This window comes from Micromonospora sp. NPDC051300 (assembly GCF_044455315.1).
Classification (GTDB): Bacteria; Actinomycetota; Actinomycetes; order Mycobacteriales; family Micromonosporaceae; genus Micromonospora; species Micromonospora robiginosa.
Map to the genome: position 1 here is coordinate 172431 of NZ_JBITEP010000002.1, position 15192 is coordinate 187622.

Sequence of the window (15192 nt, forward strand, 5' to 3'; positions counted from 1 at the left end):
GCGTTTCCGGCCCGTTCCTCCCCTCGGACGCGCCCCGGACGGGTGGAATCGCAGGAATAACCCCGGTCAGCCGGGTATCCGTGCGGTCCGACGTCTCATGGGGGAGGAACGCATGTTCGGAATCAAACGCCTGGGCCTGCTGGCCGCGCTGGTGGTCGTGGGGCTGGCGCCCGCCGCCGCGGCGCAGGCCGCGGCGCAGCCGTCGACGCAGGACACCCAGTATCTGCAGGCGGTGCACCAGGTCAACCTGTTCGAGATCACCGCGGGTAACCTGGCCCAGCAGAAGGGCCAGAACCAGCAGGTCAAGGACCTGGGCAAGATGTTCGTCACGGACCACACCCAGTTGGACCAGACGGTGCAGTCGACCGCCCAGCAGCTCAACGTGCAGCTGCCGGCCGACCCGACCGCCGACCAGCAGAAGGTCCTCGACAAGTTGAACGGCCTCAGCGGGGCGAAGTTCGACAAGGCGTGGGTGACCGCGCAGCTCGCCGGCCACGTCCAGGCCATCCAGGCCACCCAGACGGAGATCTCGCAGGGCTCCGAGCAGTCGGTGGTCCAGCTCGCCCAGGACGCCCTGCCGGTCCTCCAGGCGCACTACGACGCGCTGGTGGCCCTGGCGCAGACCCTGGGCGTCCCGGTGCCGCAGACCAGCGCCAGCGGCACGCCCAGCCCGGGCGGCACCACGTCGCCGGGGACGGGTGGCACCGAGTCGCCGGCTCCGGGCGGCAACGGGACCGAGGAGCCCGCTCCGGGCACCACGGAGACCCCGGCGCCCGCGCAGAGCTGACGCACCGCACGGCCGACGGTGGCCGGCCCGCCCGTCCGGGGCGGGCCGGCCACCCGTCCGTCAGTCGGCGCTGGCCAGCCCGATCGCGAACGCCTCCTCCAGGTCGTGCTGGGAGTAGGCGCGGAACGCGATGTGCGACTCGGTGTTGAGCACGCCGGGCACCTTGGAGATGCTGCCGGCGATGACCTGGGCGATCTGCTCGAACTCGCGGACCCGGACCATGGCGATCAGGTCGACGTGCCCGGCCACCGAGTAGACCTCGCTGACGCCGGGCAGGGCGGCCAGGTTCTCGGCCACCTCGGGGATGGAGTCGGTGGCGCAGTCGATCAGCACGATCGCGGTGATCACGGGACGTTTCTCCGTTCGTCGGCGACGTGGCCCATGCTATTGCCCGGCGCGGTCACCGCGCGGCCGGGACGGTCAGGTCCGCGCCGGCCCGGATCACCCCGACGAGGCGTTCCCCGGCGGCGACCGTCGCGCCCGGCCAGACCACCGACCGGTCGACCGCGCCGTGCACCCGCGCGCCGGCGCCGACCACCGACCGGCTGACCGGGGCGTCGACCTCGGCGGTCGGGTCGACCAGCCCGTCCGGCCCGGCGGCGTGCAGGTTCGCGGCCAGGTAGTCGGCGGGTGTGCCGGTGTCGAAGAAGGTGCCCGGGTAGCGGACCACGGTCAGCGCGCCGGCCGCCTCCGCCGGCCGCCACACCGTCCGGACCAGGTCGCCGAACTCCGCCGGCAGGTCGCGGACCAGCCGCCAGGGCAGCAGCGAGAACCCGACGAAGCGGTGGCCGGAGAAGGTGCCCGGGGCGGCCGGGTCGTCCGCCGGCTGGCCGAGCAGGCGTACGCTCCGCCCGTCCCAGCCGTCGAGCAGCGCGGCCACGTCCGCGCCGGGCGGGGCGGCCGGGTCGGCGAGGTACGCGTCGGCGTTGCCGACCAGCACGCCGCGCCCGCCGATCCAGTCCCGCAGCCGGCCGACGCCGCCCGCGGTGCCCAGCGGGTCGCCCGGCTCGACCGACAGGTGCGCCCGGTCGCCCACCCGCGCGACCACCTGGTCGCCCAGGTAGCAGGCGTTCACCGCGACCCGCTCCGGGCCGGTCAGCCCGAGCCCGGCCAGCCGGGCCAGCGCCCGGTCGAGCAGCGGCACGTTGCCGACCGGGCAGAGCGCCTTCGGCACCCGCTCGGTCAGCGGGCGCAGCCGGGTGCCCTCGCCCGCCGCCAGCACCACCGCGCACACGTCGACGCCCGCCGCCGAGCCGTGCGGTGCCGGGGGGTGCGAAGCGAGCGGGGTCACGGGACGGGTGGGGTCGCCGGCGGGACCTCGCCGGCGCGCGGGCCGATGCCGTAGTGACCCAGCAGGTTGGCCGTGGCGCGGCTGAGCCGGGGCAGGTCGTCCAGCGGGTGCCAGGCGGCCTCCAGCACCTCGGCCCCGTCCACCTTCAGCGCGGTGCGCGACGCCGGCACGTCCACCTCGAAGACCACGTCCACCCAGCCCTTGGCGTGCACCACCGCGTTCGGCACGGCCGGACGCAGCCGGTCGGGGGAGAGCCGGACGCCGGACTCCTCGTACAGCTCGCGGGCCGCGCCGACCACCGGCGCCTCGCCGCGTTGCAGCAGGCCGGCCGGGAGGCTCCAACTGTGGCCGGGGGGCTGGCGCAGCAGCAGGATCCGGCCCGCGCCGCCGGCCTCGGAGTCCCGGACCAGCGTCACCCCGCCCACGATGTACTTCGGCACGGCGAGCCGGACCAGCCGCCGTCGCATCGGGACCGGGAGCCGGTAGAAGAGCCGGTAGCCGAGGGCCCGTCCGGTGGCACGCGCGCGGGGGATCATGCCGTCCAGGCTAGTGGCCGGCCGGGGGCCGCGGGCGAACGCCCTTCGGTTACTGCCGGTGGTCGACCAGGTCGATCAGTTGCCGGACCACCGTGTCGGGCTCGACCGAGCGGTCGAAGACCGCCACCAGCATCGTCTCCAGGTCGGGGTAGCCGAGTTCCTCGGAGAGCCGCAGCAGCGGCAGGTCGCTGGCCAGGCCCCGGTCGTGCTTGCGCAGCGCCAGGCCGATCGAGGCCCGGCCGAGGCGGACCTTGTCGGCGATCGAGATGCCCGGCTCGGTGTGCTCGGCGAACCACCTGTTGATCTGCATCTGGGCGTGCGGGGACTTGACGAACCCGAGCCACTCCCGGCGCGGGCCGCGCGGGGCCACGTCGACCTCGAAGCCGCTCTCCGCGTCGCTCTCGGTGAAGATCTCCACCACGTCGCCCTCCTCCAGCTCGGAGGAGAGCGGGGCCAGGCGGCCGTTGATCCGGGTGGCGAGGCAGTGGTCGCCGCGCTCGGTGCCCAGCTCGTAGGCGAGGTCGACCGGGGTGGCCCCGGCCGGCAGCACCACCTGCCTGCCGTCGGCGACCACCTGGATCTGCGCCTCGGCCAGGTCGCAGCGCAGCGACGCCATGAACTGGCCCGGGTCGACGGTCTCCTGCTCCCAGTCGAGCACCCGGCGCAGCCACGCCAGCTCCTCGTCGCGGTCGGCGGCCCGGCCGGCGGCACGGGGGAAGCGGTAGTGGGCGGCCACGCCGTATTCCGCGGCGCGGTGCATCTCGGTGGTGCGGATCAGCACCTCCACGGTGCGGTCCTGCGGGCCGCAGACGCTCGTGTGCAGCGACCGGTAGAGGTTGTTCTTGGGGGAGGCGATGAAGTCCTTGAAGCGGCCCGGCATCGGCCGCCAGAGCCCGTGCACGGCGCCCAGCGCGGCATAGCAGTCGGTCGGCGGCCCGTCCACCACGATGGCGATGCGGGGCAGGTCGAACGGGGCGGCGTGGTCGCCGGCGACGGTGTCCTTCCAGATCGAGTAGAGGTGCCGCGGGCGGGGGGAGACCTCGGCGTCGACCCGGCTGCGGCGCAGCGCCGCGCGGGTGCGGGCGACGACGTCGGTCAGGTAGGCGTCCCAGCCCGGCCGGTCGTGCACGAACCGGGCGATCCGCGCGTGCTCCTCGGGTCGCAGGTGCAGCAGCACCACGTCGTCCAGCTCGCGTTTGAGGGTCTGGATGCCGAGCCGGTCGCAGAGCGGCACCAGCACCTCCAGCGTCTTGCGGGCGATCCGCTCCCGCGAGGCGGCGGAGCGGACCCCGAGCGTGCGCATGTTGTGCAGCCGGTCGGCCAGCTTGATCACCAGCACCCGGACGTCCTTGCCGGCCGCCACGATCATCTTTCGGACGGTCTCCGCCTCGGCGGCCTTGCCGTAGAACGCCTTGTCGAACTTGGTCACCCCGTCGACCAGGTGGGCCACCTCGCGGCCGAAGTCCTCCTGGAGCGCCTGGAGCGTGTAGCGGGTGTCCTCGACCGTGTCGTGCAGCAGCGCGGCCACCAGCGTGATGGTGTCCATGCCGAGGTCGGCGCAGATCTGCGCGACCGCGAACGGGTGGGTGATGTAGGGCTCGCCGCTCTTGCGGAACTGACCGCGGTGCATGTTCTCCGCGATCGTGTAGGCCCGGCGCAGCACCGACGCGTCGGCGCTGGGATGGATGCCACGGTGCGCGCGGACCAGCGTGGTGACCGGGTCGCCGTCGGCGGTGGGCCAGGTGAGCAGTGACCGCAGCCGGCGGCTGAGCGGCAGCTCGCCCTGGGTCGGAAGGGAGCCGCCCAGGGCGGCGCCGTGTCCGGCGTCGACGTCCACCTGGGACACCTCCTCACCCCGGCCCTCGGCCGCCGGGGACCGGCGACCGGGAGCAGGCCCGCGAATCGGGCAGGACTGCACTCCTTCAACAGCCTAAGGGAGTCGACGTAGTCCGATCGGACACTTGGTCATGAGCGTTCGGTCGAGAAATGGTGGGATCCGCCGTGCTCGGCCTTGGCCAGCAGGTCACGGAAGCGCCCCGCGCCGGCCACCGGCGACGCCCAACCGGCGGTCGTCTCGACCAACCGGGTCTCGTCCCGCTCCAACCAGGACAGGATCCGCTCGGTCTCCTCGGCGGTGGCGGCCGGCACCGGACCGTGTCCGGGCAGCACCGTCTCGGCGGTGGCCCGGATCGCCGCGATGGTCGGTCGAGGGTGGACGCCGGGCGGGGAGACCCCGGCCCCGGCCAGCCGGCCGTGCCGGACCAGGGCCAGCTCCCAGCCGCCCCGGGCGGCCGGGCGGGCGGCGGCCAGCTCGGCGATGCCGGTGAGGGCGGCCAGCCGCTGCATCCGGACCGCCGCGCGCAGCACCGCGACCAGCCGACCCCGCGCCACCGCCGCCTCCTCGTAGCGCTGGGCGGCGGACAGCGCCTCGATCCGGGCGAGCAGGGCGTCGACCACCACGCCCGGATCGTCGCGGGTGGCGGTGCGGAACGGCGTCGCGGCGTGCCGCTCGTAGTCCTCCGGGGTGATCAGGTGCTCGCAGGGCGCCGGGCAGCGGCCCAGCTCGGCCAGCGCGCAGGCCGGCATGGTGGTGCGCCGGGAGAGCCGGTGGGTGCACTGCCGCAGCGGCACCGCGTCGTGGAAGCCGGCGGCGGCCAGCTCGGCGGCCTGCTTGGACCGGAACGGACCGAGGTAGGCGGTGTCGGCGGGCCCGAGGCCGCGCACGACCGACAACCGGGGGTACGCCTCGTCGGTGAGCTTGAGCCAGACCTGGCGCTCCGGATATTTCGACCGACGATTGTACGGCGGGGCGTGCGCCGCGATCAGCCGCAGCTCGCGGACCTCGGCCTCCAGCGAGTGCGCGCACTCGACCGCCTCCACCCGCTCGGCGGCGGCCAGCATCTCGGAGATCCGCGCCCGCTTCTCCGCGGCGGTGAAGTAGCTGCGCACCCGGGTGGCGATGTCGCCGGAGGTGCCGACGTAGAGCGGCCGGTCGTCGGCGGCCCGGAAGATGTAGACGCCGGGGACCTTCGGCAGCCCGTCGGCGAGGTGCCGCTTGCGGCGCTGGGTCGGGGTGACCGCGCGGGCGAACTCGATCGCCTCGCCGACGGTGTCGACCCGGTGCCCGCCCAGGCGGCCGATCAGCCCGTGCAGCACGTCGACTGTCGCCTTGGCGTCGTCCAGGGCCCGGTGGTTGGGCTGGGTGGCGGTGCGGAAGTAGGCGGCGAGCGTGCCCAGCTTCCGGTTGGGCACCTCGTCGCGGGTGAGCACCCGCCGGGCCAGCGCGGCGGTGTCCAGCACCCGGGGGTTGGGCCAGGCGTAGCCGTGCCGGGCGCAGGCGGCCTTGAGGAAGCCCACGTCGTAGGGGGCGTTGTGGGCGACCAGCACGGCGTCGGTGAGGAACTCCAGGAAGCTCGGCAGCACCTGCTCGATCGGCGGGGCGGGCAGCAGCATGGCCTGGGTGATGCCGGTCAGCACGGTGATGAACGGGGGGATCGGCACGCCCGGGTTGACCAGGGTGGCGAGCACGCCCAGCTCCTCGCCGCCGCGCACCTTGACCGCGCCGATCTCGGTGATCCCGCCGCCGTCCGGCGCGCCACCGGTGGTCTCCAGGTCGACCACCACGAACGTGGTCGCGTAGAGCGGCAGCGCGGGGTCGACGCCGCCACCCACCCCCCGGTCCAGGCCGGCCAGGGCCTCCTGGACGTACTCCGTTCCCGTCACCCGCCGGACGGTAACGGCACGGTCCGACACTCCCGTCACTCCGGTCCCACCGTTACCACGGGGGTACGATGAGAGATCGGCTCACTCACCGGGTGGTGGGCCCGTTCGGGGTGGGAGACTTGCCACATGCCCCTCGCCGAGCCGCCCGACGACCGCTCCTCCGCGGAGGAGCCGGTGGCCGGCGCGCCCGAGTCCGGCGAGGACGCCTCGGCCCTCGAGCCCGAGCCCACGCTCCCCGAGCCGGTCCGGCAGCGGATCGTCGCGCTGACCGCCGCGGTGCTGCCCGGGCTGCCCGGCGACGAGGTGCCGGTGCCGCTGCGCCGGGTCGCCAAGTTCGCCCCCAACCGCCGGGCCCGGCTCGGCGCTCCGGTGATCGCCGCGCAGCTCACCGCCGACCCGCTGTTCCGGCAGCGGGTCACCGCCCGGGTGCTGGCCGACGCCGGCGACCTCGGCGCGGCGGTGGTGGACGGCACCGCGCCGGCCGCCGCCGACCCGGTCGAGGTGGCCGCGCTGGCCTACCTGGCCCGGCCGCGGGGCTGGCGGGAGCTGATCGAGGCCAGCGGCGAGGCGGTGCGCGCCGAGGCGGACAGCGCGGTCGTCGCCGAGCTGGTCCGCGAGGCCGAGCAGCGGGCCACCCGCGCCGAGCACGACCGGGCGGTGGCCCGGGTCGAGGCCGAGAAGCTCCGCGACGAGCTGGCCCGGGTCCGGGAGGAGCTGGGGCAGCTTCGCGAGGAGGCCCGCCAGTTGGCCCGTACCCTGCGGGAGACCCAGGCCCGCGAGCGCAGGGCCACCGAACTCCTGGCCACCGAGCGGGGCCGGGCGGCCCGCGCGGCGGCCGACGCGGACGCCGAGCTGCGCCGCGCCCGGGCCCGGCTGGCCGAGGCGGAGGCCGCGGCGGGGGTGGCCCGGGCCAGCGCCAAGGAGGCCCGCTCGGTCGACGACGCCCGGCTGTGGCTGCTGCTGGAGACGATCGGCCAGGCGGCCGTCGGGCTGCGCCGGGAGCTGGCGCTCGACCCGGTGGACGCGCTGCCTGCGGACTTCGTCGCCGAGGCGTTCGCCGACCAGCCGGGCGCGGCCCCGGCCGGCGCGGCGACGCGGGCCCGCGACACCGACGACCCGGCCCGGCTCGACCAGCTCCTCGCCCTGCCCCGGGCGCACCTGGTCGTGGACGGCTACAACGTCACCAAGCGCGGCTTCGGCGAGATGTCGCTGGAGCAGCAGCGCAAGCGGTTGATCACCGGGTTGGGTGGGATCGCCGCGCAGACCGGCGACGAGGTGACAGTGGTCTTCGACGGCGCCGAGCGGATCCACGGGCTGCCGCCCGCGCCGCGCGGCGTGCGGGTGCTCTTCTCCCGCAAGGGGGAGACCGCGGACGAGCTGATCCGGCGGCTGGTCCGCGCCGAGCCGGCCGGCCGGCCGGTGGTGGTGGTCTCCTCGGACCGCGAGGTCGCCGACGGGGTACGCCGGCACGGCGCGTATCCGCTGGGCGCCGACTCGCTGCTGCGCCGGCTCGCCCGTTCCTGACCCGCCTGTGGCGTGATGATCGTTTTCGGGGTGGGTGCTGCCTCGTTGTCCGGTTCTGTCGTACCCGACGCATAGCCTCTCGGTGACCGACGGTGGTGGTCCCTTCCCCGACCGCCACCGGCGACCGTGTCAGGAGGCGTTCATGCTCATCGACTGCGACGGCTGCGGCATCCGCGGCGCCGGCTGCTCCGGGTGCCTGGTGACCGCGCTGCTCGACCCCGACTCGCCGGCGGCCGACCTGGGCCCGGCCGAGCACCGGGCGATCGAGGTGTTCGCCCGGGCCGGCTTCGACGTGGAGGTGCTGCCACCGGCGGCCGTGCCCGTGCCCGCGCCCCGCCGTGCCGGTGGCCGCCGCCGGGTCGCCTGACCCGCGCCTTACGGCCGGGCCACCACGACCGTCGCCGGGGCGGGACCGGCCCCGGTGACTCCGTCCGGGCACCGGGGCCGACCGCCCCCGCCGGGCCATAGGATGGGCGGTCACGGCGGAGGGAGCGGCATGACGCGGGCGGGTCGCGACGGCGGGGTGCGGCGGTGAGCCCGCGCGCCTGGGCGCTGCTGACCCTGGCCGGGCTGGCGGTGGCGCTGGTCGTGGCCGTGGCGCTGCTGGTGCCGTGGGGCCGCCCGCCGGCGCCCCGCGCCGACCAGCTCGCCGCGCTGCGGGCGCTCCCGGTCGATCAGGTGGCCCGCGGCCGGGCCTTCCACGACGCGTTGCGCCCGGCCGGCTGGTCGGCGCTCGCGCTCGGGCTGGTGGTGGCGCTGCTGCTCGGGCTCACCCCGCTGGGCGGGCGCCTGGTCGAGCTGGCCGGGCGGCCGTTCGGCGGCCACTGGATCGCCCAGGCCGTGCTCGGCGGGCTCGGCGTCATGTTCCTCGCCGACCTGCTCACGTTGCCCTTCGCGGCCTGGCGTCGCACCGTCCTGGTGCGCTACGGGCTGAGCACCCAGAGCTGGGGCGGCTGGGTGGTCGACCTGCTCAAGTCGTACGCGGTCAGCGCGGTCATCGGCGCGCTCGTCCTGCTCGGCTTCTACGCGGTGGTCCGGCTCGCCCCGCGCTGGTGGTGGGCGTTCGGCGCGGCCGGCGCCGCCGCGCTCGTGGTGGTGCTGTCGTTCGTGCTGCCGGTGCTCGTCGAGCCGGTGTTCAACAGGTTCACCCCGATGGAGCCCGGCCCGCTGCGCACCGAGCTGACCGCCATGGCCGCCCGGGACGGCGTGCCGGTCCGCGACGTGCTGGTCGCCGACGCCTCCCGGCGGACCCGGGCGGTCAACGCCTACGTCTCCGGGCTCGGGCCGACCCGGCGGGTGGTGGTCTACGACACCCTGCTGCGCGAGGCCGAGCCGGCCGAGGTGACAAGCGTGGTCGCGCACGAGCTGGGCCACGCCAAGGACCGCGACGTGTGGACCGGCACGCTCATCGGCGCGCTCGGCGCCGCCGCCGCGGTGGTGGCCCTCTACCTGGTCGGCTCCTGGACGCCGCTGCTGCGGCTGGCCGGCGTCGACTCGATCGCCCAACCGCGGGCGTTCCCGCTGCTGATCGCGCTGGTCACGATCGCCGGTCTGGTCGCCACCCCGGTGCAGGCGCTGGTCTCCCGCCGGGTGGAGGCCCGGGCCGACGCGCACGCGCTGGCGCTCACCGGGGACCCGGCCACCTTCGAGGCGATGCAGCGCCGGCTGGCCGGGGTGAACCTGGCCGACCCCGACCCGCCGCGCTGGGAATACCTGTGGTCGGCGTCCCACCCGTCCACCGTGGAGCGGATGGCCGCCGCCCGCGCCTACGCCAGGGAGTCCGGCCGATGAGCCGCACCTTGCTGATCACCAACGACTTCCCGCCGCGTCCCGGTGGCATCCAGTCCTTCGTGCACAACCTCGCGGTCCGCCAGCCACCCGGCTCGGTGGTGGTCTACGCGTCGAGCTGGCGGGGCGCGGAGAAGTTCGACGCCGACCAGCCGTTCGAGGTGGTGCGGGAACGCACCCGGGTGCTGCTGCCCACCCCGCTGGTGGCCCGCCGGGCGGCCCGGCTGGCCCGGGCGTACGACTGCGACACGGTGTGGTTCGGCGCGGCGGCCCCGCTCGGGCTGCTCGCGTCCGGGCTGCGCCGGCGGGCCGGGATCCGCCGCGCGGTGGCGCTGACCCACGGGCACGAGGTGGGCTGGGCGGCGCTGCCCGGCGCCCGCGCCGCGCTGCGCCGGATCGGCCGGGGCGTGGATGTCACCACCTACCTCGGCGAATACACCCGGGTCCGGTTGGCCCGGGCGCTGGACGGGCTGACCGAGCTGCGCCGGCTCGCGCCCGGCGTGGACGTGGAGACCTACCACCCGGACGTCGACGGCGAGCGGGTCCGGCTGCGGCTCGGGCTCGCCGACCGGCCGGTGGTGGTGTGCGTGTCCCGGCTGGTGCCGCGCAAGGGGCAGGACATGCTGATCCGGGCGCTGCCGGAGATCCGCCGCCGGGTGCCGGACGCGGCGCTGCTGGTGGTCGGCGGCGGGCCCTACCGGGCGACGCTGGAGAAGCTGGCCCGGCAGGCCGGCGTGGAGCGGGACGTGGTGTTCACCGGCTCGGTGCCCTCGGCCGAGCTGCCCGCGCACTACGCGGCCGGCGACGTCTACGCGATGCCCTGCCGCACCCGCAACCGGGGCCTGGACGTCGAGGGGCTCGGCATCGTCTACCTGGAGGCGAGCGCGACCGGCCTGCCGGTGGTGGCCGGCGACTCCGGCGGCGCGCCGGACGCGGTCCGCGAGGGCGAGACCGGCTACGTGGTCCGCGGCCGGGACGTCGCCCAGCTCGCCGACCGGGTGGCCACCCTGCTCGCCGACCGGGACCTGGCCCGCCAGCTCGGCGCCGCCGGCCGCGCCTGGGTCGAGCGGGAGTGGCGGTGGGAGACCCAGGCCGAGCGGATGACCTCGCTGCTCGCCGGCTGACCCGCCCGCGAGCGGCCCTCACCGCCTGATCCCGTTCCCCTCGCCGCCTGATCCCCCCCCGCCCCCCCGTGCCCCCGTGCCGGGTGCGCCCGGACGCGCCGCCCGCCCGCCCCCGAGCCGCGCCCCGCCCCGAGGGGGAGGTCGTGGCACTCCGGGCGGACGGCGCGGGCCTCTCGGCGGCGTGTTAAGCGGGGGCCCCTGCTCTACGCAATGCGTTAAGCGGGGCCCCCGCCTTGCGCTCGGCCGGCCACCAGGTGCGCGTACCCAGGTCCAGGGCCAGCGCCGGGATCAGCAGGCTGCGCACCAGGAACGTATCCAGCAGGATGCCGACCGCCACGATCACCCCCATCTGCACCGACGGCACCAGCGGCAGCACCAGCAGGGCGCCGAAGGTGGCCGCCAGCACCACCCCGGCGCTGGTGATCACACCGCCGGTGACGGTGAGCGCCCGCAGCGTCCCGCTCCGGTGCCCGATCGACGCGACCTCCTCCCGGGCGCGGGTCATCAGGAAGATCGAGTAGTCCACGCCGAGGGCGACCAGGAACAGGAACGCCTGCAACGGCACCCCGACGAACAGCCGCGGGTGACCCAGCGCGTCGAGCAGCAGCCCGGCCGCGCCCATCGCGGCCGCGTACGACAGCACCACGCTCGCCATCAGCAGCAGCGGCGCGACGAGCGCGCGCAGCAGGAGCACCAGGACCACCAGGATCACGGCGAGCACCAGCGGGATGACCACCCGGTTGTCCCGGTCCACCGTGCGTCGCTCGTCGAGCAGCGTCGCGGTGCGCCCGCCGACAAGCGCCTCCGCCCCGGGCACCGCGTGCACGGCCGTCCGCAACCGCGCCACCGTGTCCCGGGCCGCGGCGCTGTCCGGGGCGTCGGCGAGCACCGCGGTGACGCGTACCCAGCGGCCGTCGGCGGACCGCTGCGAACCGTCCACCTCGGCCACCCCCGGCACCGCGCGCGCCGCGTCCACCACCCGGCCGGCCGCGCCCGCGGCGGCGGACACCTCGACCGGCGCGGCCGAGCCGCCCGGGTAGTGGCCGGCGACCAGCCGCTGGCCGGTGACCGAGCCGACCTCGGTGGTGAACGACTCGTCGTCGGGCAGGCCCAGGGCGAGGTTGCCGATCCCGAGGGTCAGCGCGGCCAGGGCGACAGCGGTACCCACCCAGACCGCGCGGGGCCGGCGACCGACCAGGCCGGCGACCCGCCGCCACAGGCCGTGGTCGGCGCTGCGGTCCCGCGCGTCCGCGCCGGGGGTGTGGCGCGGCACGAACGGCCAGAACAGCCACCGCCCGCACAGCACCAGCACCGCCGGCAGCAGGGTGGTCATCGCCAGCAGCGCGGCCACGACGCCCACCGCGCCTACCGGTCCCAGGCCGCGGGTGGCGGGCAGGTCCGCGGCGACCAGGCAGAGCAGCCCGAGCGCGACGGTCGCCGCGGAGGCGCCCACCGCGCCGTACGACCGGCGCAGCGCCACCGCCATCGCGGCGTGCCGGTCGGCGTGCCGGCGCAACTCCTCGCGGTAGCGGGCGATGAGCAGCAGGGCGTAGTCCACGCCGACGCCGAACACCAGCACGGTGAGGATGGTCTGGCTCTGGAAGTCCACCGCCAGGCCGGCATGCCGGGCCAGCAGGTAGACGGTGGCGCCGGCGAGCTGGTTGGCGACGCCCACCGCGAGCAGTGGCACCAGCCACAGCAGCGGGCTGCGGTAGGTGACCAGCAGGAGCAGGGCCACGGTGACGGCGGTGGCCAGCAGCAACGCGCCGTCCATCCCGTCGAACGCCTGCCAGACGTCGCTCTCGGCGGCGGCGTCGCCGGTCAGCGCCGTCCGCAGGCCCGGCGCGCCGTCGGCGAGCCGGTCCTGCATGGCGCGTACCGCGTCGGCGCGTCGCTGCTCGTCGGCGCTGACCGGCAGCGAGAACAGCAGCGCCCGGCCGTCGGCACTCGGCACCGGCGGGGAGACCACGCCACCGTCGGCGTACCCGGTGAAGGTCGCCCGGTCGGCGTCGACGCGGGCCCGGTCGGCGGCGGTGAGACCGCTGTCGCGGACGTACACGGCGACGGCCAACTGCCGGCGGGACTCGGGGAAGGCGGCCTCGGCCCGCTGCGCGGCGCGGCTGCTCTCCACGCCGGGCGGCAACGCGCCGAGCGTCGAGTTGTCCTGCGTCTCGCCCAGCTTCAGCGCGAGCGGGCCGGCGAGCGCCAGCAACGCCAGCCAGAGGACGAGGACGGCGTACTTGCCGCGGCGGCCGGCGGGCAGCCGGAGCAATCGGTGCGGGGACATCAGGGTTCCTTCCACTCGTCGCCCGGCGCGGACCGCGGGCCCTGACTCGATCCTTCGGACCGGTGGGCCGCCGGTCAGGGGTGCCGTCCCGACTCCACGGGTGGTGCCAGCACCACAGGCGTCGGGACGGCGGTGCCGGAGAATGAGGTTCGTGGACGCATCGGTGCGCGTACTGCTTCGGACCTGGCTGCGGCCCGCCGCGGTGACCGCCGCCCAGGGGCTGCTGACCGCGCTGCTGTCGCTGACCACCCACGTGGCGCTTGTCGTGCTCTCGCTGGCCGCGTTGCTGCTGATCCCCGCGTTCGGCGTCGGGTTCGCCCTCTTCCCGGTGGTCACCGCCGCGGTCCGGGGGTGCGCCGGGCTGCACCGCCGGCTGGCCCGGTGGAGCGGCGTGGAGATGGCCACGCCCTACCTGCCGGCGCCGGCCGGCGCCCAGTTCGGCACCTGGCGGCGGTTCCGCTGGGTGGTGGGCGACCCGGCGACCTGGCGGGACCTGGCCTGGCTGCTGCCCGGCGCGGTCACCGGCGCGGTGTGCCTGGCCGCGTTCGTCCTGCCGCTGTACGGCCTGGAGGGACTGATCGGCGTGCCGCTGGTGCTGCACGTCGTCGGTGTCTGGTACGGCTACGGCCCGTTCTGGCCGCTCGACAATCTCGTCGAGGCGGTGCTCTGCGTCCCGCTCGGCGCGTTGCTGCTGGCCGTCGGGGTGGCGGCCGGGCGCTGGCTGGTCTGGCTGCACGTGACGTTCGCCGGGTTCTTCCTGCCCCCGACCCGCGGCGCCGAGCTGGCGCTGCGGGTCCGGCAGCTCACCGTCACCCGGGCCGAGGCGGTGGACGCGCAGGCCGCCGAGCTGCGCCGGATCGAGCGGGACCTGCACGACGGCGCGCAGGCCCGGCTGGTCGCGTTGAGCATGAGCATCGGGCTGGCCGAGCAACTGGTCGGCGACGATCCGGAGGCGGTCCGCCGGCTGCTCGCCGAGGCCCGGGAGACAAGCGGCCAGGCCCTCGCCGAGCTGCGCGGGCTGGTCCGCGGCATCCGCCCGCCGGTGCTCGCCGAGCGCGGCCTGCCCGGCGCGGTACGGGCACTGGCGCTGGCCGTGCCGCTGCCGGTGGACGTCACCGTCGACCTGCCGGGCCGGCCGCCCGCCCCGGTGGAGTCGGCCGTCTACTTCGCGGTCGCCGAGGCGCTGGCAAACGTCGGCAAGCACAGTGGAGCCACCCGGGCGTGGGTGGCGCTGCGGCACGACGCCGGGCGACTCGGCGTGGTGGTCGGCGACGACGGGCGGGGCGGGGCGACGGCGGCGGCCGGCGGCGGGCTGGCCGGGACGGGCCGCCGGCTTGCCGCGTTCGATGGGACGATGACGGTGTCCAGCCCGACCGGTGGGCCCACCGTGATCAGCATGGAGCTGCCGTGCGCGTTGTCATCGCCGAGGATCTCGCCCTCCTCCGGGACGGGCTGACCCGGATCCTGGAGGCGTTCGGCTGCCGGGTGGTGGCGGCCGTCGACAACGGACCGTCCGTGCTGCCCGCGCTGACCGCGCACCGGCCGGACGTCGCGGTGATCGACGTACGGCTGCCGCCGACGTTCACCGACGAGGGGTTGCAGGCGGCCGTGCGGGCTCGCGTCGAGCTGCCCGGCCTGCCGGTGCTGGTGCTGTCCCAGCACGTCGAGCAGCTCTACGCCCGTGAGCTGCTGGCCGACCGGCGCGGCGGCGTCGGCTACCTGCTCAAGGACCGGGTGTCCCACGTGGACCAGTTCGTCGACGCGGTGCGCCGGGTCGCGGCCGGCGGCACCGTGATGGACCCGGAGGTGGTGGCCCAGTTGCTGGCCCGCCGCGACGGCGCCGGGCCGCTGTCCGAGCTGACCGCGCGGGAGCGCGAAGTGCTCGCGCTGATGGCCGAGGGCCGCTCGAACGCGGCGGTGGCGGCCCGGCTCTTCGTCACCGAGAAGGCCGTCGACAAGCACATCAACAACATCTTCAGCAAGCTGCGGATGCCGCCGTCCGGCGACGACAACCGGCGGGTGCTGGCCGTGCTGGCCTACCTGGACGGGGCGGACACCCGCCGCTCCCCGAGCTGACCCCACCCGCGCTCCGCGCGGCGGCGCCGTGCCCTCGTGCGCCTGCCTCCAGGTGT

The 15192-nt window shown here is 75.9% G+C and carries 13 protein-coding genes; 7 read left to right on the forward strand and 6 right to left on the reverse strand.

Annotated elements, in window-relative coordinates; translation table 11 throughout:
• Positions 1–112 precede the first annotated feature (112 nt).
• On the forward strand, positions 113–787 hold the full coding sequence (locus ACIA5A_RS03895; RefSeq protein ID WP_396756136.1) for a DUF4142 domain-containing protein: 675 nt from the start codon (positions 113–115) through the stop codon (positions 785–787).
• 60 nt (positions 788–847) lie between these two features.
• Here the strand turns inward: ACIA5A_RS03895 and ACIA5A_RS03900 are convergent, their stop codons facing one another.
• The 5 genes from ACIA5A_RS03900 to ACIA5A_RS03920 form a co-directional block, all read right to left on the reverse strand.
• Positions 848–1135, reverse strand: coding sequence for an Lrp/AsnC family transcriptional regulator (locus ACIA5A_RS03900; RefSeq protein ID WP_107159942.1), 288 nt, complete (start codon positions 1133–1135; stop codon positions 848–850).
• Between the two features lie 52 nt (positions 1136–1187).
• Positions 1188–2078, reverse strand: coding sequence for an NDP-sugar synthase (locus ACIA5A_RS03905; protein WP_396756138.1), 891 nt, complete (start codon positions 2076–2078; stop codon positions 1188–1190).
• Positions 2075–2614, reverse strand: coding sequence for an NUDIX hydrolase (locus ACIA5A_RS03910; protein WP_396756140.1), 540 nt, complete (start codon positions 2612–2614; stop codon positions 2075–2077). Before ACIA5A_RS03910 ends, ACIA5A_RS03905 begins: the two co-directional genes overlap by 4 nt.
• 49 nt (positions 2615–2663) lie before the next feature.
• On the reverse strand, positions 2664–4451 hold the full coding sequence (locus ACIA5A_RS03915; protein WP_396756142.1) for a RelA/SpoT family protein: 1788 nt from the start codon (positions 4449–4451) through the stop codon (positions 2664–2666).
• Positions 4452–4579: 128 nt separating this feature from the next.
• Complete coding sequence (locus ACIA5A_RS03920) at positions 4580–6337, reverse strand: DEDD exonuclease domain-containing protein (protein ID WP_396756144.1); 1758 nt, start codon at positions 6335–6337, stop codon at positions 4580–4582.
• Between the two features lie 126 nt (positions 6338–6463).
• Here ACIA5A_RS03920 and ACIA5A_RS03925 point away from each other — a divergent pair, with 126 nt between their 5' ends.
• The 4 genes from ACIA5A_RS03925 to ACIA5A_RS03940 all read left to right on the forward strand — a co-directional run bounded on the left by ACIA5A_RS03925 (position 6464) and on the right by ACIA5A_RS03940 (position 10773).
• Positions 6464–7861 carry an NYN domain-containing protein gene (locus ACIA5A_RS03925; RefSeq protein WP_396756146.1) on the forward strand — a complete coding sequence of 466 codons (1398 nt, stop codon included), beginning with the start codon at positions 6464–6466 and terminating at the stop codon, positions 7859–7861.
• Between the two features lie 142 nt (positions 7862–8003).
• Positions 8004–8228 carry a hypothetical protein gene (locus tag ACIA5A_RS03930; RefSeq protein ID WP_396756148.1) on the forward strand — a complete coding sequence of 75 codons (225 nt, stop codon included), beginning with the start codon at positions 8004–8006 and terminating at the stop codon, positions 8226–8228.
• Positions 8229–8392: 164 nt separating this feature from the next.
• The gene (locus ACIA5A_RS03935; protein WP_396756150.1) at positions 8393–9652 is read left to right on the forward strand and encodes a M48 family metallopeptidase; all 1260 of its coding nucleotides are present in this window, start codon (positions 8393–8395) and stop codon (positions 9650–9652) included.
• Positions 9649–10773 carry a glycosyltransferase family 4 protein gene (locus tag ACIA5A_RS03940; protein WP_396756152.1) on the forward strand — a complete coding sequence of 375 codons (1125 nt, stop codon included), beginning with the start codon at positions 9649–9651 and terminating at the stop codon, positions 10771–10773. Before ACIA5A_RS03935 ends, ACIA5A_RS03940 begins: the two co-directional genes overlap by 4 nt.
• 184 nt (positions 10774–10957) lie before the next feature.
• Here the strand turns inward: ACIA5A_RS03940 and ACIA5A_RS03945 are convergent, their stop codons facing one another.
• Complete coding sequence (locus tag ACIA5A_RS03945; protein ID WP_396756154.1) at positions 10958–13060, reverse strand: MMPL family transporter; 2103 nt, start codon at positions 13058–13060, stop codon at positions 10958–10960.
• A 163-nt stretch (positions 13061–13223) separates the two neighbouring features.
• Between ACIA5A_RS03945 and ACIA5A_RS03950 the strand changes: the two genes are divergently transcribed.
• Together ACIA5A_RS03950 and ACIA5A_RS03955 are read left to right on the forward strand one after the other, a co-directional pair.
• Positions 13224–14516, forward strand: a complete 1293-nt coding sequence (locus tag ACIA5A_RS03950; protein ID WP_396756156.1) for a sensor histidine kinase — start codon at positions 13224–13226, stop codon at positions 14514–14516.
• The gene (locus ACIA5A_RS03955) at positions 14468–15136 is read left to right on the forward strand and encodes a response regulator (RefSeq protein WP_396756158.1); all 669 of its coding nucleotides are present in this window, start codon (positions 14468–14470) and stop codon (positions 15134–15136) included. Before ACIA5A_RS03950 ends, ACIA5A_RS03955 begins: the two co-directional genes overlap by 49 nt.
• Positions 15137–15192 lie beyond the last annotated feature (56 nt).